This is a genomic window from Bacillus sp. AFS098217 (assembly GCF_002551815.1).
In the GTDB taxonomy this organism is placed as follows: Bacteria; Bacillota; Bacilli; order Bacillales; family Bacillaceae_G; genus Bacillus_A.
On record NZ_NVPR01000004.1, the window covers coordinates 52825 to 74843 of the forward strand.

The 22019-nt window shown below is 31.5% G+C and carries 19 protein-coding genes and 1 pseudogene; all 20 read left to right on the forward strand.

Translation table 11 applies throughout. The features are described 5' to 3' along the window. The 20 genes and pseudogenes from COO03_RS01490 (at nucleotide 1) to COO03_RS01580 (ending at nucleotide 21907) form a co-directional block, all read left to right on the forward strand. Nucleotides 1-894: a glycosyltransferase family 2 protein gene (locus COO03_RS01490; RefSeq protein WP_097894711.1), complete on the forward strand. Its 894-nt coding sequence runs from the start codon at nucleotides 1-3 to the stop codon at nucleotides 892-894. 32 nt (nucleotides 895-926) lie between these two features. Then, nucleotides 927-1988 (forward strand): EpsG family protein, encoded by a 1062-nt coding sequence (locus tag COO03_RS01495; protein ID WP_097894712.1) that lies wholly within the window; start codon nucleotides 927-929, stop codon nucleotides 1986-1988. 152 nt (nucleotides 1989-2140) lie between these two features. After that, the gene (locus tag COO03_RS01500; protein WP_373605231.1) at nucleotides 2141-2872 is read left to right on the forward strand and encodes a glycosyltransferase family 32 protein; all 732 of its coding nucleotides are present in this window, start codon (nucleotides 2141-2143) and stop codon (nucleotides 2870-2872) included. A gap of 9 nt (nucleotides 2873-2881) precedes the next feature. Continuing rightward, nucleotides 2882-4078, forward strand: a complete 1197-nt coding sequence (locus tag COO03_RS01505) for a glycosyltransferase (protein WP_097894714.1) — start codon at nucleotides 2882-2884, stop codon at nucleotides 4076-4078. Between the two features lie 85 nt (nucleotides 4079-4163). Further along, nucleotides 4164-5195 carry a glycosyltransferase gene (locus tag COO03_RS01510; protein WP_097894715.1) on the forward strand — a complete coding sequence of 344 codons (1032 nt, stop codon included), beginning with the start codon at nucleotides 4164-4166 and terminating at the stop codon, nucleotides 5193-5195. 17 nt (nucleotides 5196-5212) lie between these two features. Next, entirely contained in the window at nucleotides 5213-6373 is a 1161-nt protein-coding gene (locus COO03_RS01515; protein ID WP_097894716.1) for a polysaccharide pyruvyl transferase family protein, read from the forward strand. 13 nt (nucleotides 6374-6386) lie between these two features. Beyond that, nucleotides 6387-7592, forward strand: coding sequence for a glycosyltransferase (locus COO03_RS01520; RefSeq protein ID WP_097894717.1), 1206 nt, complete (start codon nucleotides 6387-6389; stop codon nucleotides 7590-7592). Next, on the forward strand, nucleotides 7589-8770 hold the full coding sequence (locus tag COO03_RS01525; RefSeq protein ID WP_097894718.1) for a glycosyltransferase: 1182 nt from the start codon (nucleotides 7589-7591) through the stop codon (nucleotides 8768-8770). The genes COO03_RS01520 and COO03_RS01525 overlap by 4 nt, the downstream gene beginning before the upstream one ends. A gap of 20 nt (nucleotides 8771-8790) precedes the next feature. Next, nucleotides 8791-9978: a glycoside hydrolase family 88 protein gene (locus tag COO03_RS01530; protein WP_097894719.1), complete on the forward strand. Its 1188-nt coding sequence runs from the start codon at nucleotides 8791-8793 to the stop codon at nucleotides 9976-9978. Nucleotides 9979-9985: 7 nt separating this feature from the next. Continuing rightward, entirely contained in the window at nucleotides 9986-10552 is a 567-nt protein-coding gene (locus COO03_RS01535; protein ID WP_097894720.1) for an acyltransferase, read from the forward strand. 65 nt (nucleotides 10553-10617) lie between these two features. Further along, nucleotides 10618-12171: a lipopolysaccharide biosynthesis protein gene (locus tag COO03_RS01540; RefSeq protein ID WP_097894721.1), complete on the forward strand. Its 1554-nt coding sequence runs from the start codon at nucleotides 10618-10620 to the stop codon at nucleotides 12169-12171. A gap of 184 nt (nucleotides 12172-12355) precedes the next feature. Then, nucleotides 12356-14788, forward strand: coding sequence for a right-handed parallel beta-helix repeat-containing protein (locus COO03_RS01545; RefSeq protein WP_097894730.1), 2433 nt, complete (start codon nucleotides 12356-12358; stop codon nucleotides 14786-14788). A gap of 141 nt (nucleotides 14789-14929) precedes the next feature. After that, entirely contained in the window at nucleotides 14930-16051 is a 1122-nt protein-coding gene (locus tag COO03_RS01550) for a glycosyltransferase family 4 protein (protein WP_097894722.1), read from the forward strand. Between the two features lie 26 nt (nucleotides 16052-16077). Next, nucleotides 16078-16674, forward strand: coding sequence for a sugar transferase (locus COO03_RS01555; RefSeq protein WP_097894723.1), 597 nt, complete (start codon nucleotides 16078-16080; stop codon nucleotides 16672-16674). Nucleotides 16675-16690: 16 nt separating this feature from the next. Then, nucleotides 16691-17734 (forward strand): ATP-grasp domain-containing protein, encoded by a 1044-nt coding sequence (locus COO03_RS01560; protein WP_097894724.1) that lies wholly within the window; start codon nucleotides 16691-16693, stop codon nucleotides 17732-17734. A 423-nt stretch (nucleotides 17735-18157) separates the two neighbouring features. After that, nucleotides 18158-18487 (forward strand): hypothetical protein, encoded by a 330-nt coding sequence (locus COO03_RS27370; RefSeq protein ID WP_230322501.1) that lies wholly within the window; start codon nucleotides 18158-18160, stop codon nucleotides 18485-18487. Further along, nucleotides 18447-19235, forward strand: coding sequence for an acyltransferase family protein (locus COO03_RS01565; protein WP_230322502.1), 789 nt, complete (start codon nucleotides 18447-18449; stop codon nucleotides 19233-19235). Before COO03_RS27370 ends, COO03_RS01565 begins: the two co-directional genes overlap by 41 nt. Nucleotides 19236-19377: 142 nt before the next feature. Then, nucleotides 19378-19479, forward strand: a pseudogene (locus tag COO03_RS26265) (NAD-dependent epimerase/dehydratase family protein); the annotation flags it as partial. 369 nt (nucleotides 19480-19848) lie between these two features. Continuing rightward, the gene (locus COO03_RS01570; protein ID WP_097894725.1) at nucleotides 19849-20997 is read left to right on the forward strand and encodes an aminotransferase class I/II-fold pyridoxal phosphate-dependent enzyme; all 1149 of its coding nucleotides are present in this window, start codon (nucleotides 19849-19851) and stop codon (nucleotides 20995-20997) included. Between the two features lie 565 nt (nucleotides 20998-21562). Further along, nucleotides 21563-21907, forward strand: a complete 345-nt coding sequence (locus COO03_RS01580; RefSeq protein ID WP_097894727.1) for a helix-turn-helix domain-containing protein — start codon at nucleotides 21563-21565, stop codon at nucleotides 21905-21907. Nucleotides 21908-22019: the final 112 nt, after the last annotated feature.

The window sequence follows — 22019 nt, forward strand, 5'->3', positions numbered from 1 at the left end:
TTGAAAAAGTTAACGGTTTTTACCGCCACTTATAACAGAGCATACTGTCTTCACCATTGTTATGAGAGCCTGAAGCATCAAACATGCAAGGATTTTATATGGTTAATTATAGATGATGGTTCTAGTGATCATACAAAAGAGTTGGTGAGTAGTTGGATTGCTGAAAATCGTATAGAAATAAGCTATCATTGGCAACAAAATCAAGGTATGCATGGTGCCCATAATACAGCATATGAGATGATGGACACGGAATTAAATGTATGTATTGATTCCGATGATTACATGCCTGACGATGCCGTAGAAAAAATCATTTCTTTTTGGGAAAGATATGGAAGTGATGAAGTCAGTGGCATAATTGGACTTGATTCGCACACAGATGGACAAATTATTGGTTCGAAGTTACCAGAGAATATGAAACGCTCTACACTTTTTAATCTCTACAACAAGTATGGTGTGACGGGTGATAAGAAGCTTGTATATCGCACGGAACTGACGAAGAAGTATCCGTACCCAGTTTTTAAGAATGAAAAGTATGTAGGATTAGCATATAAGTATTATATGCTCGATCGGCAGTATGAGATGTTACTGATGAATGAAGTCCTTTGCTGTGTTGAATATCTGCCTGATGGTTCATCCATGAATATGCTAAATCAATATCGCAGAAACCCAAAAGGCTTTGCTTTTTATCGGAAGGAGCTTATGAAGTTGCCATCTGTAAGCCAATCGTTTAAATATAGACAGGCTATTCATTATGTATCTAGCAGTCTTATATCAAAAAATAGAAGGTTTATGAGTGAGACACCGTGTAAAACTCTTACATTTTTCGCTATTCCGTTTGGAATTATGCTGTATTGTTACATCACAACAAAAACAAGAATTAGAGAAGTAACATAGGATTTTAGTATCAAGTTGAAAGGAAGTAACAGATGAATATACTTTGGATGAATCTTGCTATAGTATTTATACTCTCCTTTTTTGCAAGGTATTTTGCTATGCCTGTGAATACGGGGCCTACATTGATAAAGCCAAATCAGTTACTGGTTTTGATAGCCGCTCTAACTCTTGTATTGGTAGCTGGTCTTCGGGATAATATTGGAGATACGTACTTTTATATGCATGCGTATACTGTTACTGATTTTAATTGGGAATATATTCAAAATAACAAAGACATGGGATTTAATATTTTTCAAATGATTTTACAAGAGTATACGGATGATCCCCAGGTTATGATTTTTATTACAGCGCTTATAACAAATATATTGATCGTATTCATTTTATATAAGTATTCAAGGTTAATTGATTTAAGTTTGTATGTCTATATCACATCTGGCATGTATCTAACATCAATGAATGGGATTAGACAATATTTAGCTGCAGCTATTATTTTCGCTGCCACAACATATATTCTTGATGGTAACTGGAAAAAATATACTATCATTATTCTGTTTGCATCAACATTTCATCAAAGTGCGCTCGTTCTTATACCAATATATTTTTTAATTCGAAGAAAGGCTTGGTCAGCAACAACGTTTATCCTTCTTTTCTTAGCGGTGCTTATCGTGATAGGATTTAATCAATTTTCTGAAGTTTTCTTTGCAGCGATAGGGGATACTCAGTATGGTCATTACAAAGATTTTCATGAAGGTGGTGCCAATATTCTTAGGGTTGCTGTTGATGCTGCACCGCTTATACTTGCTTATCTCGGCAGGGAAAAACTTAGAGAACTCTTTCCGAAGAGTGATTACATTGTGAATATGGCATTACTAGGTTGTGTTTTTATGATTATTTCAACGCAAAATTGGATTTTTGCAAGGTTTTCTATTTATTTTGGATTATATCAATTAATATTGATACCTTGGGTTGTAAAGCTGTTTACTGAAAAGGATCAGAAGTTTGTCTATTATGCAATTTTAGTATGTTACTTTGTTTATTTTGTATATGAACATGTAATTACTTTGGGAATCATCTATAAGAGCAACTTTTTATGATTTTATCTGGTTCATCACCGTAACATGGGATTGATTTTTTGAAAATGAATCATTTTTCATACACGGNNATATGTCACCCCCGTCTTTTAGTGATGAACCTTTTATCTTTATAAAATTAAACAACAAATGAAAGGAGAATTGTGTTGAGAGACATGGAAAGTATTCCGCGTATAGTACATTACTGCTGGTTTGGAGGAAAAGAAAAACCTGAAATAGTTAAAAGATGTATAGATAGCTGGAATAAATTTTTATCAGAATATGAAATAAGAGAATGGAATGAAGATAACTTTGATATAGATTGTAATCCATACGTAAGAGAAGCTTATGAATCGAAAAAGTTTGCGTTTGTAAGTGATTATGTACGGGTACATGCTTTATATAACTTTGGTGGAATATACTTGGATACTGATGTTGAAGTGTTTAAGCCCTTCGATGACTTACTGTATCATAATTCGTTTTGGGGATTTGAACAAGAGAACTATATAGCTACGAGTACAATGGGAGCAGTTAAAGGAAATGATCTTATAAAAACATTTTTAGACTCGTATGAAAAGAAGAGTTTCATGAAAGAGGATGGAAGCTACGATGATTTGACCAATGTAGCTATCATAACAGAAATATTAAAAGATATAGGTTTAAAAATAAACGGAGAATATCAGGAAATAGAAGGCATAGGAGCCTTTTATCCGCAAACATATTTTTCACCATATGATTATATCAATTGTAGAAAATTTATAACTAAAAACACATATGCTATGCATCATTTTTATAAGAGTTGGTTGTCACCTAAAGCGAGATTTAAAAGTAACATAAAGATAATAGCATCTAAAGTTATAGGTGGAGAAAATATAGCTAGAATTAGAAATTTCGTTTCAGGAACTTAGGAGGCAAAAATGAAAAATGTTTTAATAGCCTCTTTTGACATGGAAGTTGGAGGAGTAGAAAGAAGCTTAATAAGCATGCTTGATAACTTTGATTACAAAAACTACACTGTTGATTTGATGTTATATAGGCATCAAGGTGATTTTATGGATTTAGTTACTAATAAAGTAAACTTATTGGACGAAATTTCGCAGTATACAACTTTTAGAAAATCAATAGGTGAAATCTTTAAAGATAAACAGTATAGTATCGGATTAGTAAGAATGGTATCTAAGATAAATGCTGATTTTATAGGACGAACAAAAAGAATAACAGAACCAGGGTATTATCAGATGCAATTAATGTGGAAGTATGCTTTACCATTTCTTCCGAAAGTAGATAAGGAATATGACGTGGCCATTAGTTATTTGTGGCCGCATTATTTTATAGCTGATAAGATTAGGGCTAAAAAGAAAATAGCATGGATTCATACAGATTATTCCACAATAAAGACGGATAAAAGTATGGATTTAAAAATGTGGAATAAATTTGATTATATTGTAGCTGTATCGGAAGCATGCAAAAATTCTTTTTTAAAAAAATATAGCAAATTACACAATAAGGTTGTTGTAATAGAAAATATAACTTCTCCAGAGTTTATTAGGAAAATGGCTAATGAAAATATAGAGAATCCTATGACTAACGATAGCAGGTTTAAAATTATTACGGTAGCTAGGTTGTCTCATGCAAAAGGAATTGACAATGCTGTCAAAGCTTTAAAGATGTTAAAAGATAAAGGTTATGATGATATCACTTGGTATGTAGTCGGATATGGCGGAGATGAAGCGATGATCAAAGACTTGATAAAAGATTTGAAACTTGAAGCTGATTTTATATTGTTAGGGAAACAAATGAATCCATATCCATATATGCAAGAGGCTGATTTATATGTACAACCATCCAGGTACGAAGGAAAGGCTGTTACGGTAGGAGAAGCTCAGATACTTTCAAAGCCGGTTATGATAACGAATTATACAACTGCAAAAAGTCAGGTGAGAGATGGATTTGATGGATACATTACAGAGTTGTCCATTGAGGGAATAGCAAATGGAATAGAAAAGCTGTATAAGGATTCTGTTATGAGAAATGAGTTAACTAATAACTGTGTTAAAACGGATTATTCCAATAGTTATGAGTTAGATAAGTTGTATGAAGTAATAGAAAGCTAAAAACAATGGATTTATCTGGACGTTTATGAAAGAGAACAGATTAAAATTAAAATCTAGGAATCGTTAGTGAAGGAGTAATATAGATATGAGTAAAAAAGTAAGTGTTATAATACCTGTTTACAATGCAGAAAAATATATTACTCAATGTATAGAATCACTTTTAGGTCAGACACTTCAAGAGTGTGAATTTATATTTGTAAATGATGGTTCAAAGGATAATGGCTGTCAGATTATTGAGAGTTATAAAAAAAAAGACGATAGGATAAAATTGGTAAATCAAAAAAATCAAGGGGTAAGTATTGCAAGGAATACAGGTTTACATGTTGCTATAGGAGAATATGTTGGATTTGTTGATGCTGATGATTATATTGAAAAAGACATGTATGAAATATTATATAATTCAGCAAAACAAAGTAATTGTGATGTAGTTATATCGAATTTTAAGAGCGAGATGGAAGGGGATAAGGTAATTACAAAATATTCGTTTCCTGTAGATATTGTTTTAAAAAAAGATTATATAGAGAAAGAATTATTACCCTATTTCCTTAAGGCAGATAATTTAAATACTGCCGTGAATAAAATATATAGAAATAACTTAATAAAGGAAAATAATGTGCAGTTTCCGGAGAAGGTTGAGTTAGGCGAAGATGGAATGTTTAACATTGAATTTTTTAGTAATGCAACCAACATGAAATATATAGATTATACAGGATATTATTATAGGGAAGTAGCCGGTAGTGCAACTAGAAACATATCAGAAAAAGATTATTTTAAGAGAGCTGTAGAAGTATATACAATGGAACCATCAAAAATATATACTGATAAGATTGATGATGTAAGAATGAGCCAACTGAAATCAATAAAATTTATCAATAGTGTAATGTCCTATATACATATTTATTTTACACCATGTAAAGATGTAAGTTTCAATAAAAGGTATAAATACGTAAAAAATATGATACGAAATAAATATGTTAGAGAAGCATTACCTATATATTATAGTGAAATTTATAGTACGTTGGGGAGATATGAGAAGTTTGTCATAGATTTGATAAAAAGAAGGTTAACTATTGGACTTTATTGTGTTACTGCTTACAGTAGATTCAGGAATAAATAATGGTGGGAGAGTTTAGTATGAAGATTATGATGTTTGCACATGGCGGCAGTCTTAATAGAGGATGTGAGGCTATCGTTCGTTCATCTACAAATATTATAAAAGAAAAAATAAGGGGGGCAAAAGTATATTTAGTGTCAGATAGACCTGAAACTGATAAAATTATCATGAAATTAGATGGGATATATGATGGATCTAATTGTAGTATAAAGAGGTATTCATATGATTGGTGGGTATCTTCACTTAAAGTGAAGTTCTTTAATGATGAGTCTTATGCACTGGGGAAAATTCATCACAATATAATAAAGCATGTAAAGGATATGGATGTATATTTGTCTATAGGTGGAGATAACTATTGTTATGGAGAACAGCCTGGGTGGTATGAGATTGATAGAAGAGTAAAAGAAAACGGGAAGAAGTTAGTTTTATGGGGATGCTCAATCGGTGAAGAGGATATGTCTGAAAGAAAATTAGAAGATTTAAAACTATTTGATTTGATATTGGCTCGTGAAACGCTTACCTATAATATGCTGAAAAATAAGGGGCTTAATAATGTGAAATTATGTGCAGATCCAGCATTTACGATGGGAAAAGAAGAGCTGGAACTACCTAAAGGGTGGCAAGAGGGGAATACAGTAGGTCTTAATTTTAGTCCGCTTGTTTGGAATAAAAATAAAAGCTCCCAAGTTGCAGTAAGAGATTTGATTAATCATATATTAAATACTACGGACATGTCTATTGCCCTTACGCCACATGTTATACAGGGCGGAAATAATGATTATGAAGTTTTATATAAATATTATGAAGAATTTAAGGATACAAGCAGAGTGATTATATTACCAGATAGTTTAAATGCAATACAATATAAGGGATATATAGCTAGAATGCGGTTCTTTATAGGGGCTAGAACGCATGCAACGATAGCTGCTTATTCAAATTGTATCCCAACTCTAGTATTAGGCTATAGTGTAAAGTCGAAAGGAATAGCAAAAGACTTATTTGGGGAAGAAAAATTAGTTTTAGGTATAGAAGAAATATCTAATAGTAACAAATTAAAAGCTAAATTTGACGAGATGGTAAGAGAAGAAGACCAATTGAGGATTAAACTAGAGAAATCCATTCCTAATATAAAAGGGATGTCATACAAAGCAGTAGAATATCTACATAAATTAGTTAAGTAATTCGAGGTATATTATGAAAAAAAATTTACTATTTGTTATGCCAAGTTTGTCTGCTGGTGGTGGAGAAAAGAGTCTGGTGAATTTATTATCTCAAATAGATTATCAGTTATATAATGTAGATTTATTTTTGTTTCATCATGAAGGTATATTTATGGAATTCGTACCAAAAGAGGTGCGGATTTTACCTATGCCAGAGAAATATCATACATTTACTTTACCTTTGTTTCAATCTATCCAAAAGCTTTTAGTAAAAGAGAAAATATCATTGGCATATAACAGATTGATGTTCTCTATAAAGTACAGAAACGTTAAGAATATATCGATAAGAGAACAATATAACTGGAAGTATATTGCTAGCTCATTAAATCAAATAGAAAAACAATATGATGTTGCTATAGGATTCTTAGAGAAAACCTCTACATATTTTTGTGTAGATAAGGTAAAAGCACACAAAAAAATAGGATGGGTACACATTGACTATGATAGATTAGGGATGGATCCGAATTTTGATGCTTTATATTTTAGAGAGCTAGATAATATAGTTACTGTATCGGAAGAATGTGCTAGCATTCTAGCGAATAGGTTTCCTAATAAAAAAAATGAGATAAGTGTTATTTATAATATTGTATCACCAACAATGATACATAAAATGGCTAATCAGGAAAATAAAGATGTGTATCATAGAAAAGATAATGAGATTATTATCCTTTCAATAGGTAGGTTGCATTATCAAAAAGGATTTGAAATGGCTATAGAATCCTGTAAGAAACTGATAGATAAAGGATGCAAAATAAAATGGAACATTATAGGTGAAGGAGAAGAGAGAGAAAAATTAACCAATTTGATAAAAGTAAATAAATTAGAAAACAATGTAAAATTGTTAGGTTTAAAATCTAATCCTTATCCATATATAAAGCAAGCAGATATTTATGCACAAACGTCTAGGTTTGAAGGGAAATCTATAGCGATTGATGAGGCTAAAATATTGAATAAGCCTATACTTGTTACTGATTTTAGTACTGCAAAAGATCAAATTGAAAATGGTATAAATGGTCTAATTGTAGATATGAAGCCAGGGGCTATTGCCGATGGAATTGAGAAACTTATAAAAGATATAGAATTTAAGAACAAGTTAGTAAATAACCTTTCTAAAGAGAAGCTAGGAACTGAAGAAGAAATAAATAAACTGTACGAAATTTTTAATGGTGGTAGCTTATGAAAAAAAATATATTATTTGTAATAAACAATTTAAATTGTGGCGGGGCTGAAAAGGCATTAATTTCTTTATTAGAAACGATAGACTACTCAATGTATAATGTAGATTTGTTTTTATTTAAACATGAAGGGTTATTCTTTAACAAAATACCTCAACAAGTAAATTTATTAGAAGAGCCTTTCGAGTATAAATATTTTGATATGCCTATAAAAAAAGCTATTATGGACTGCGTAAAAAAAGGAAGAATAGATATAGCCTTGGCAAGATTATGTGCAGGTTACATATTTAAGAACGAAGAGAATAAAGCTAGATGTGAACAGAGAGTTTGGAAATATATATCAAGATCCTTAAAAACTATAAGTAAGAAGTATGATGTGGCTATTGGATATCTAGAAAAGAATCCAGTTTATTTTTGTATAGACAATGTAAAGGCAAATAAGAAAATAGGGTTTATACACAATGATTATGATAAGTTAGGAATGGATCCTGATATTGATATGAAGTATTTAGATAAACTAGATAAGATGGTCACTGTATCTGAAGAATGTGCAAGGGTTTTGAGACAAAGATTCCCTGCGTATAAACAAAAGGTAGAAGTTATGTATAATATAGTATCTCCTAATATAATAAATAAAATGTCGTTAGAAAAGGTAGATATGAGAGAAAAAGGAATAAAAATAGTGTCTGTAGGAAGATTAAATTATCAAAAAGGATTTGAGATGGCTATAGAGACATGTAAGGGATTAAATAAAAATGGATATGAAATAACATGGTATGTTATTGGAGAGGGAGAAGAAAGAGCTCGGTTAGAGAAAATGATAGAGGAAAATAATCTTCGAGGAATGTTTATCCTATTAGGAATTAAAGAAAATCCATATCCATATATAAAAAACGCTGACATATATGTTCAACCATCTAGGTTTGAAGGGAAATCTATCGCAATAGACGAAGCGAAAATTTTGCGCAAACCAATAGTAGTAACAAATTTCAGTACAGCGGAAGATCAAATTAAAAATGAAGAAAACGGAATTATTGTAGAGATGAATTCTCATGCAATATCAGAGGGAATTAAGAAATTAATAGATAATGAGGAATTAAGAAATAAATTAATAAGTAATTTATTAAAAGAAAAGTTAGGAACTGAGTCGGAGATAGAAAAATTATATACATTATTTAGGTAGTATAGAAAGGACATAATAATATGATTATACAGGTAGTAAGTTTAGTGTTACTTAGTATTATAATAGTTATTATACTTATTGATTTACTTCCTATATGGAAAGACTGGTTGAGTAGGATAAAAATAGGGAGATATACAGATAAAAACACATGGAATACATCAATAACCAGTAGAGGTGTGAAGTGGCTAAATAAAACACCTAAGATTAAGGTAACTGATAATACAAGGTTAGTTGTAATAGATATGTTAAAAGGAAATTATACAAGAAGCGTTATACAGCATTGGCAAGAAGCGGCATTAATTTTGGGGATATCTGAATATTTAAAATATAACGATGATAAAGAAGTTAAAAATGAAGTTGTAAAGTTTTTGGATTCAAAATTTGATTGCGATGGTCAATGGATAACTAAGCCTCAGCATGTAGATGGAGCAATACTGGCTTATGCTGTAATGAAATTTGATTTTACAGATACGGATAAATATAAAAATGCATTGGATGATACTTGGAAAATGATAAAAGATCATATAGGTGAAGATGGTACAGTTGGATATAGGAAGTCTATGCAAGGCTACAGATACGTAGATACCATAGGATTCATATGTCCATTTTTGGTTGCTTATGGTATTCGCTATCATAAAGATGAATGTATAGGCTTAGCAGTAAAACAAATTACAGAGTATGAACAACATGGAATGTTAGATACACACTATATTCCGAGTCATGCTTATAAGTTAGGTGATAAAATACCTGTTGGGTTATATGGGTGGGGAAGAGGTCTTGGATGGTTTGCTATTGGTCTTATAGATGCCTGGAATGAATTACCGCAAGATAACAAATATAAATGTGTATTAGAAAAATGTATTAAAAGATTTGCAAAAGCTGTTATGAGTTTTCAACAAGAGAATGGAAGTTGGAACTGGATTGTAACTAGAGCTGAATGTAGACCAGACTCTTCAACTACAGCAACATTAGGCTGGTTTATGTTAAATGCCTCAAAAATAGAGGGAATTTCAAACCAATGCTTAGACAGTACGGATAAAGCTATAAATTACTTAATGAAGGTAACAAGAAGAAAAGGGGCAGTTGATTTTTCTCAAGGGGATACGAAAGATATAGGAGTATATTCTATGTTATTTAATATATTACCATTTACTCAAGGGTTCTGTATTAGAATAATAAATTCTTATAAAAACTCTAAGGTAGTGTGAATTTTTTATGATTAAGAAAATAATTAATTTTTGTAGAGCTAGATTTAGAAAGTTTGTTTTAGAAGAAATATGGTTAGAAGATTACATAAAGATGGGGATGAAAATAGGGGATAATTGCTCTATTCAACCTGGTGTAATAATTGATTATTCTCATTGTTGGTTAATAAAGATAGGTAATAATGTAACCATAGCACCACAAGCGTATTTACTAGTTCATGATGCCAGTACAAAAAAATTAAACAATTACACCAAGGTCGGTAGTATTCTTATAGAAGATAACGTATTTATAGGTGCCCGAGCTTTAATAATGCCGGGGGTTACCATTGGTAAGAATTCGATAGTTGCAGCTGGAAGTATTGTAACAAAATCTATTCCATCAGAAAGTATAGTGGCGGGTAATCCTGCTAAAGTTATATCTACTATAGAAAAATATGAAATAGACCAAAATAAAAAAAATAGTGAGGTTTATACTAAAATATATGATAGAAGATATACACTAGGAGGAAATATATCCGAATGTGATAGAAGAAAAATGTATGAGGAATTAATAAATAAAATTGGGTTTGTTGAATAAGAAAAGAATATATTTAAAACATTTTTTGCAGCTATTTATTAAGTGTATTCCGTAAAGGGGATTGTATGAGAGTAAAAAATTCTATTTTTAATATAGTTGCTGGCTTAGGAAACCAAATTATTATTACATTGCTAGGTTTTATTTCAAGAACGGTGTTTATTAATAGTTTAGGTATTGCATATTTAGGAATAAATGGGCTGCTCACTAATATATTGGCTATGTTAACATTGGCGGAGGCAGGAATAGGGGCTAGTATCATGTATAGCCTTTATAAACCGATAGCAGACAACAATCAAGTAAAAATTAATGTGCTGATGAATTTTTATCGAAAAGCTTATATGGTAATAGCCTTAGTTGTATTGTTACTAGGATTATCCATCATGCCTTTTCTTAAATATATTATTAAAGATTCAAACGTTGAAGATCTTTATTTGATTTATGGGATCTTTTTGCTTAATACAGTTTTACCGTATTTTTATGTTCATAAAAACACTTTTTTAAATGTGTGTCAGAAGGGCTATATTGTGACGGGAATCTATTCGGTATCATCAATCGTGTCTACTTGTCTTAAGATAGGAATATTACATTTCACAAAAAATTATATTTTATATTTAGTAGTAGACAGTAGCATAACAATTATCACTTCTATTTTCTTATCTATTACAGTAAATAAAATGTATCCATTTTTGAAGAATAGGATATCAAGTAAATTAGATAGTGAAACAAAAAATAACATTATTAAAAATGTAAAAGCTATCGTATTGCAAAATATAGGTAATTACTTAATTTTTGGAACTGATAACATTATAATCTCTTCATTTATAAGTGTTGCAGCAGTCGGACTATATTCCAATTATAATATGTTAATCGAGATTTGCAGAACGTTTATTAATCAAATTTTTAATAACATTTATCATAGTATAGGAAATTTAGTAGCAAATGAAAATATTGAGAAAGTCTATAGCATATATAAAGTGTATATGCTTCTTAATTTTTGGCTATATTCATTTTTTACTATAGTTTTATATATTGTAATAGAACCTTTTATATCCTTGTGGTTAGGTCCGGAGTTTTTAATGGATAAAGGTGTATTAATGATATTAATGATTATTTTTTATGAAAGAGGAATGAGGAATTCTATAACTACGATAAAAACAACATCTGGAATCTTTCATGAAGATAGATATGCTCCTTTATTTCAGGCTGCTATAAATCTTATTGCGTCTATTATTTTGGTCCAATATATCGGTATAGCAGGTGTTTTCATTGGAACTCTTGTTAGTGCGCTGGCTGTTCCGTTTTGGGCTACTCCTTATTTAGTATATAAAAAAGTATTTAATAAACCTGTTAGGGGTTATTTTTTTAAATATATTTATTATATGGCTCTAGGCATAGGAACTTACCTTCTAACAAGCTTTATGTGTAGTTTTATTTTGGTAGATGATTTATTGAGTTTAATAGTAAGAGCTGGGATATGTTTTGGGGTTCCAAATTTAGTTTATATATGTATTTTTCATAAAACAGATGAGTTTAAATATTTACTTAGAATTTTTAAGAGTATCATGAGAGTACTACTTGTAAAATTGAAGATAAATAAGAATATTAGAAATATAGGTTGAATAAAAATGTCGGAATCTTCAAAAGAGTTTTAATGGAGAGTTATAGCCATTCTAGGGTTTTCTATTTTAAAAGATACTGTATTGGTTTTGTAAAAATATGTTCTATTTTTAAATGTACATCCAATCTAATTCGTCTCTTATTACATAATATATATAAAAAATAATAAAGAGGTGTAAATTGAAGATGGTTATCAAAGCTAATCTTGGTGATCTTGATAACTTAGATTTAATAACTAAGCTTCCTTCTGATAATGATGTACTGACTTATGACAGTGCTAAATCGAAGTGGATCCCCAAAACCTCCTCATTTTCGACTACAGCAAGTACTTCCAATTCATATGTAATAGAATTGAATAGATGGGATGTTAAAAATGATGGAACTGATTCTCTTATCACTACAAAGGGGATAAATGATGCATTACTTTGGGCTAAATCTCAAGGATATAATCATACAGTACTACCTGGCGGCACATATAAGTTAAAGATGGATAATACATCGTTTTCATGTATTGTTATGCAAAACGATATGCATTTTGAAATGGCAGGTGGATGCAAATTAGAATTAGAGACTAACTCATCACCCTGGTATAGAATATTCGAAGTTAAAGGCTTAAAAAATGTGAAGATTACTGGCGGAAGAATTATTGGGGATAAAAAGACACATATTTATGAATTAGGAGTAAAGTTTGTTAGAGGTGGTGTAAATGCTGATGGTTCATTAAACAATAACCCGAACTTTATTCGTAGTGAAGTAGTAGACAGGTATAAAAACCCTGGACTTTTAAAAGCTTTCAGATTGTGGGCCATTCAAGGGGTAGCTGCTACGGGATATAGCTTTTATCAATATAAGGATACAGTTTCTAGCAGTACATTGGTTGGTTTTAGGGCAAATGGACAATTTGCTCCGACAGCTCCAACGGGCAGAGGGTGGTTTGCGGTAATAGAAGACTGTAATAAAATGGTTTTTGTTATTGATATTACATCCTCATCGTTAACTGATACTCAAATTGCACAAATTAATGCGAAAGTAGATAGTCAGAATTACACTCATGAGTGGGGACAAGGTATAGAAATAGCTGGGTCAAACAATGTTGAGATAAATAATATAGAAATAAGCGATTGTACAGGTGATGGTATTTCTACAGGCTGGTTGCAATATAAGCTTAATCCGGCAGAGTATACTCAAGAAGAAATGGGCTCTCATATCTATATTCATGGTTGCAATATACATCATTGTAGAAGGCAAGGCATTACTCTAGCTGCTTCAAACGATACGTATGTTTTTGATAATGAAATACATCATATCGGGAAATCTGATGATGGAGTTACATCAGATTTTCGAAATGGAACCGCTCCGATGTTCGGAATAGACATTGAGTCTATGGTAGGCGAAAGTAATATTCCTTATAAGTTTCCCTATTATAATCGAGATGGGCTTGAATTGAATTTTAGACTCTATATTTTTAATAACCATATCTACCAAAATGAACGTGGTCATCTTGTAAATGCCGATGGAAATTACGTAATTGTCGAAAATAATATATTCGAGGGTTACAATGTTGGAGACGTTGGTTCCTATTCTAAAACAACGGGAGTAAAGTATCTTAATAACACTTTTCTCAATTGTTCATTGACTGTTAAAGGAAATCATTTTGTTAATGGGGCTACCTTTACTAAGGGGAGTTGTAGAATGATAGACGTTGAGGGTGCAGTCATACAAAACGTTCAAATAAAAGATGGAACATTTACGGTATCTAGTGTTTATGGGTATTTTGGAACTCCGACGGTAAACGTTACTACTGGAACATTTACTTTTAGTAAGCCGCACGAAATGGGGAATACAGCAAAAGTATGTTTTGAACAATGGATTGGCAAGATTCCTGTAGGAATTGATGTAAATAAATTATATTATGTAGTGAACAGAACAGATACAAGTTTTCAAGTATCTGAAACAGAGGGAGGTACGCCTGTTGTTATCACAGATGTAGGGGAATCAGGGTTTAATATTAGTCGATATAATTATGGAAGATGTTATGTGTCAAATGTTTTAGTTGAAAGAGACTGGAGGTCGAATACGGCAGTTGATGTCGGGGTTGCACTACTTATGACAGGTGGGGTTGTTAAGAATGTTACAGTTAAGAACTATGACGTAGATATTAAGCCACCAGCCGACTATGCTGGAAGACCTATAACGGTAGAAGGATTAACATTAATAGAGGGTGCAGCAAATTTAGAATGCTGCAATATAAGTAATGGAAAATTTATAAAAGCAAAAGCCAAGAGAATGGGTGGAGATATCTCTTTTGGTTTGAATGACATAAAGTATACAAGGCGAATAAACGCTCATCATTGTTTATTCGAAAATGTTGATGTTAATTTTGAGGGGAATGTTGTAATGACTAATAGTACTTTTATAAAATCGAATATTGATAAATCGTCTAGTAGTCCAAAGTCTTCGACTCTTCTTACTAGCTACTTGGAAAATAGTAAAATCAACTTGTACTGGTTGACTAAGCCTAATCATATGACAATAGCAAAATGTATCTTTAACAATGTTACAATTTCTGCACGAGATGGTGTTCGAATGATAGAAAATATGGATATTACAATAGTTTAAACGATCCTATTGTAATATAAAAATAATAAAATGAATACTCCTTATTGTATGTAATACCTATTTTCTCACATAGTAGGTATTTTTCTTTTGAGTAGAATTAATAAACATGTATATAATTAATATGAATAAAAGGAGTGTAATATGAAAACCGCATTAATAGTAACTACTGTGAGTTCAACAATTTCTGCATTTTTAATACCAAGTATAAAGTTACTAATTAGCAAAGGCTATAAGGTTGAGATTGCTACTAATATTCAAAATGAAAATTTTGTGAAAGTCCTTGGAGATGAAATTGTTGTTCATCATGTATCTTTTAGCAGAAGTGTCAAAAGCTTCGAGAATGTAAAAGCTTATTTTCAAATAAAAAAACTTTTAAGAAAAAATACATATTCTTTCATTCATACGCATACTCCTATTGCGTCCCTTCTTACTCGATTAGTTAGCAAGTATAAGGTGGTATATACTGCACATGGTTTTCATTTCAATGAAAACGGATCAAGTGTTTCTAATCTAGTATATAAAATAGCGGAGAAAATAGGGGCTAAGAAAACTGATCGATTAATAGTAATTAATAAAGATGACTATGAAGCAAGTAAACAAATTATATCTCCAGATAAGGTACGATTTATCAAAGGGATAGGAGTTGATATGAAAGAATATGATCCTGAAATAATTGATTATATGACTAAAATGGAATTGAAAAAAGAATTAGGTATTAGTGAAAGCACCAAAATAATCACTCACATAGCTGAATTTAATGATAATAAAAGACATATTGATATAGTACACGCTGCTGAAAAGTTAAGAGAAATATATGGGAATGATTTTGTAATTTTGCTATTAGGAAGAGGTCCAAACGTTGATTTTATTTGTAATAAAATTCGAGAATTGAATTTAGATTATAATGTTCAATACTTAGGTTATAGAAAAGATATAAACCGAATACTGAGTATCACTGATGTAGGTTCATTAGTTTCATTACGGGAAGGTCTTCCAAGATCTGTGCTGGAAATGATGTCTATGCAGGTACCTGTTGTAGTGACAAATATTAGAGGAAACCGCGATTTAATTCAAGATGGCTATAATGGTTTTCTTGTAGATGTACGTGCTCCTGAACAAATAGCAAATAGGTGTTATGAGATACTGACTAATAGCGAATTAGCAGAAAAGTTTAGGATTAATAGTTATGAGAAAATAATTGAGGGGTATTCGCTAGAAAGAGTTTTGGAAGAGTTAGAGAAAGTTTATCAAGAATTAGAGTAAAATAATTTATTTAGGTGGTTTATATGATGAAACGATTATTTGATCTGCTCATTACTACTGTATTATTTTTGATGGCTTTACCAGTAACTGTATTAGTTACGATTCTTGTTAGAATCAAATTTGGTTCCCCCGTTATCTTTAAGCAACAAAGGCCTGGATTAAAAGGAAAACCATTTTATATCTATAAATTTCGGACAATGACAAATGAAACCGATGACAATGGAATATTGCTACCAGAAGAAAAGAGATTTACTTCTTTTGGAAAAGCTTTAAGAAAAACAAGCCTAGATGAAATTCCGCAATTAATTAATGTAATAAAGGGAGATATTAGCTTGGTTGGTCCAAGACCATTATTAATGGAATATTTGCCTTTGTACACACAGAAACAAGCAAAAAGACATGATGTTAAGCCAGGTATCACTGGGTGGGCACAAATTAATGGGCGTAATACAATCTCTTGGGAAGAAAAGTTTAATTTGGATGTTTGGTATGTAGAAAATCAATCTTTTTGGTTAGATATAAAGATATTATGGTTTACATTTTGGAAAGTGATAAAGCGTAACGATGTGAACCAGAGCGATAATGTAACGATGGAAAAGTTTGCAGGTAGTGCTGAAAAATAGAATAGGGGTTGTTTTTATGAATATAATATTAACTTCTGCTGGTAGACGTAATTATTTAGTTAGTTATTTCCAGGAAATTCTAAAAGTAGTTGATGGGAAAGTTTATTGTACAGATGCTTCCATAAATGCACCCATTATTCAAGAAGCAGACAGAACATTTATTGTTCCTAGAGTAGATGATCCAACATATTTTGAGGTGCTTTTAAAAATCTGTAAAGATTATGATATAAAAATGATTTTTTCATTAAATGATTTAGAGATACCTTTACTTGCACAACAGAGAGAAAGGTTTTTAGAAGTGGGTGTTATTCCAGTAGTATCGCAATATGAAATAATAGATTTATGCCGTGATAAATTAAAGTATAATAGCATGTTAGAGCAGTGCCATTTAAAAACTCCAAAAACATATTCTACTTTAGAAGGTGTTCAGGAGGCTTTAGTTCATAATCGAGTTGATTTTCCTTTAGTAATAAAACCTAGATGGGGAACAGCATCTATAGGTGTTGAATTTGTATACGATGAATACGAATTGGAATTAGCCTTTCATCTTCTTAAGAGAAAACTTTCTCGGACAATCTTATCAAAAGTAAGTAAGAATGATTTTGAACATGCCATTTTAATTCAAGAGAAATTAGAAGGAACTCACTATAGTGTAGATATTATTAATGACTTAAATGGAAAATATGTGACTACTTTTGTTAAAGAAGTATTATCCATGAGAGCTGGAGATATTGATAAGGCGAAAACAGTAATAAATCCACAAATTGTGGAAATAGGACGTAAGATTGGCCAATATTTAAAACATATTGGTATTATTAATTTAGATGTTATTTGTAAAGATGATGAAGGCTATGTGATTGACATGAATGCTAGGTTTGGCGGGGGATACGCTTTTACTCATGAAGCAGGTGCTAATATTCCACAGGCTTTTATTGATTGGGCACAAGATAAAACACCTAACCCAGATTGCTTTGTAACGAAAGAAAATATAAAACTTGGTCGTTATGAAGAAATTGCTGATTTAAATAATGTAGATAGAGTTGATAGAAAATATGTTTAAATAGAAATGAAATTATTATTTTGGGGCATTTTTTACCATGCCGATTTCTCGTTTAGATGTTTTTTTCTTCTGATGATTGGTATATGTAGGACGTGTGTGGTTAAGTAGTCCTAAGTGTTTTTATACATAGTCAGATATTAAATAAACTATGGGATANNTATCCCATAGTTTATTTAATGAGGTCAGTCAAGGGATTTTAGGGATCGCATCTTAATTATTCATTTTTTATAATTTGTTTCCTCCTAGTTGTTAGCACAGCAAGGCAAAACGACCATTTTATCTATAGTAACACAGGTTGCTTTGCTTATTTTCACTTAGTTGATTAGCTTTGTATTACAGTATTGCTTGTTTGAGGTTGCCTCTTAACAAGTACAATTGAGAATGTAAAAAGAATATGAATACAAAGAAAGGGGTGCAGCCACCGTGGAAATTTCAAAAAATGATACGAAAATGCTAAAAGGAGTAGCGATTTTATTCATGCTGCTCCTTCATCTATTTTGCCGGAAAGAGGTTAATGGGTTATATGAGACTTTTCCGATAATTAACGGAGTACCTTTAGTTTACTACATAGGATTATTTGGAGATGCATGCGTTCCAATATATTGCTTTGTAAGCGGGTATGGTTTGTTTAAGGTGCATAGCAGGGAACAAACATCTAACGTAATGAAGAATTTCACACGTATTTTCAAGCTGCTGATTAATTTTTTGGATCGTGTTAATCCTGTTTGTTGCCATTGGATTTCTAGTCGATAAGGCAGACTCTTTTCCGGGCGGTATAGCTGAGTTTTTTCTCAATTTTTTTGTATTATCAAACTCATATAATGGTGCATGGTGGTTTTTACAAACATATATTATTCTTGTCTTTTTGGCACCTTTTCTTACTAGATTAGTCAGAAAATACAATTCATTGAGTTTGCTAATTCCTTTTGGTGCTATCTATTTAGTAAGCTACATTCAACGTATAAAACATATCCTTGATTTTGGTGATCATACAGTTCTAAATATGGTAGTAAATACTATGGTGTTGGTTGGTACATCGTTACTGCCATTCATTGTGGGTTCTATTTTCGCAAAGGAAAAGATCTACTCCAAACTATACAATAAGTTTTACAGTTTGTCTTATAAGAATACACTTTGTACTATTGGCATAGTCATGTTGGTAATTATCCATTCTTTTTATGAATCTATGATTATAGCACCTTTTACAGCTATTGCGTTTATATGTTTCTTCAATCTTATGAATAAGAGTAGGTTTATACAAAAAGTATTTACTTTTTTGGGTGATCATTCGACAAACATATGGTTGTCGCATGTGTTTTTTTATATGTCAATTTTTCCAGAGTTTACATTTGCACCTAAATATCCAATTATAATCTTTGGGTGGTTGATAGTAATGTGCCTTGCTTCATCATATGCAATAAATTCCATATATAAACTTATAATACGAATTATTGACAAAAGGAGCTTCATTGTGCGTGATAATGAAAAAGCAGTTGGTTAGGATCATGAATAAACTATAAAACTTTTAAAGAAGTGTACAACTTAATAAATGAATTGAGCTGTTTTTTATTTTTAAATAAAAGAATCTATGAAGCTTCAGGAAAAGAGGGGATTTAAAAAATAATAACTTGGGGAGGAAATATATTAAAATTCTCATTACAGGCGGAGCAGGCCACATCGGCACTCACGCATGTGTAGAACTATTAAATGCTGGATATGAAATCATCATGATAGATAATTTTTCAATACGTAGAAAGTAAATGCCCACTTAATTAGAAATAGCCAGATTTTCTATGTTCAATCATATTTTGCGAAAGTGGGGGTAAACATAAATATTGCTGAGAAATTAACTCAACAACAATTTCAAGAGATACTCATGCATGTATATATAAGAGGTCAAGAATCCAAAAATGTGAAAGTGAAATATTTAGTAGAAGAAATTAAACAAAAACTTATCTCGGCTATGTATACATCAAAATAAGTTATGGGGCTTAAAAGGTAAGTAAAAGGTTAGAAAGAAAGTTTCTAAGATTTGTTGTGAAGTTTTATGAAATGTATAACAGGATTATTTCATTCTGTTTATCTGTGAACACTAGTTAGGAGGATGTGGTTACATGCAAGCAGTTAAAAATAAAAAACGAATCTATCTATCTTCACCGCACATGAGCGGAAATGAGCAAAAATATATTAAAGATGCATTTGATACAAATTGGATTGCTCCCCTTGGTCCAAATGTAGAGTGTTTTGAAAAGGAGCTTGCGTCTTTTGTTGGAGCTAGAGACGCTGTAGCAGTTAGTTCGGGAACTGCTGCGATTCATTTAGCTTTGCAACTATTAGATGTTCAAAAAGGGGATACAGTATTTTGCTCAAGCTTTACTTTTGTAGCAAGTGCAAATCCAATTGTTTATTTGGGAGCTGAACCAATCTTTATTGATTCAGAGCCAGAAACATGGAATATGTCACCAAAAGCGTTGGAACATGCGTTATATGATGCCGATAAAGAAGGGAAATTACCAAAAGCGGTTATTGTTGTTCATTTGTATGGACAGAGTGCTAAAATCGATGAAATCCTTTCATTATGTAATAAATATAATGTTCCTATAATTGAGGATGCAGCGGAATCCCTTGGTTCTACATATAAAGGGAAAGCAAGTGGTACATTTGGCAAATTCGGTGTCTATTCCTTTAATGGCAACAAGATTATTACTACCTCGGGTGGTGGAATGCTTGTTTCTGACGACATTGATGCATTAAAAAAAGCAAGATTTTTAGCAACACAAGCAAGGGATTCAGCACCGTACTATCAGCATAGCCAAATAGGTTACAATTATCGAATGAGTAATATATTGGCCGGTGTTGGAAGAGCGCAATTAGAGGTATTAGAAGATAGAGTAAGGACTAGAAGATATATATTTGAACGCTATTATCAAGAGTTATCCAACATACCTGGATTTCACTTTATGCCTGAGTTAGAAAATACTAGTTCGAATCGCTGGCTTACAACTTTGACAGTTGATGAAAAAGAAGCGGGAATATCTATTGAATCGTTATTAAAATCTTTAGCTGAAGAAAATATTGAAGCCCGTCCTGCCTGGAAACCGCTTCATATGCAGCCGCTTTTTGAAGGAGGGAAGTATTATCCTCATGGTAACGATGTATCGAAACAATTATTTGAGAAGGGGATTTGTCTTCCGTCTGGGTCTAATATGTTGGATGAGGATCAACAAAGGGTTATTCAGGTCATTATAAATGCTATAACATGAAGTATCTTCTGAAGTGTATGTGGAATTTCAGGAGCTTTTTTTGTGAATGATTCGAAATGTTGCTAGACATGAGGAAAATTATTCGAATGAATTTTCTTCTCGTGATATTTTTGATTTTTATAGAATTTTTCCTTCAACTGTATATCAAGGCAATCTCTAAAGAGGATAAAGTTATAGGTATACATAATTTTATGGTAACTGCTCTTGAGTTTGTTATATGCAAGTTTTAAAAGTGAAAACATAATATTGCGCCTCCTTGGTAAATTTTATGAGCATAAAAAGATACTTATTTAATGAAGTGAAGCCCATTCTCAATTTTTCATTTCTATGTCTTGAAGATGCGATTTATTCCGCATTGAATAATAAGATTTGGGGGAGAGAGGGACAAATAGGCTAGGGATAATGGCTCAAAAATGCCAGATTAGTGAAGTGAGGGATGAAGAAAAAACAACTGATTAAAGTCTCACTTGATAATGATTGTATATTCATTTTACAAAAAGAGAGATCTTAATTTCTTTTATAGGGTATTGTATGATATTAAAATATTGGACTAAGGAGGGGTAGAATGATAGGGGAAAATATTTATCGATTTCGCAAAAAAATAGGGCTTACATTATCTGAATTAGCTGAAAAATCAGGTATTTCAAAGTCTTATTTAAGTAACATCGAAAGAAATATAAATCAAAATCCGTCTATTCAGGTAATGGGAAAGATAGCGTTAGTATTGAAAGTAGATCTTCATACATTAATTGAGACAGAGACAAATGGGGAAATAAAACAGCGGTTGGAAAAGGAATGGGTTGATTTTGTCTATGAATTAAAAAAGATGGGAGTTGATAAAGAGAAGATTCGAGAGTATAAAATATTAATTGACTTTATTAAATGGCAGAATTCAGGAATAAACAAGTGAGGAAAAGATAAGGAGTCTATACATACATCAATTAAAAAAACGAAATAAAACCCCTCTTTTTAGGTGGGAGAGAGCATCTGGCCATGCATAGAAGTAAAATGTACCCTATAGA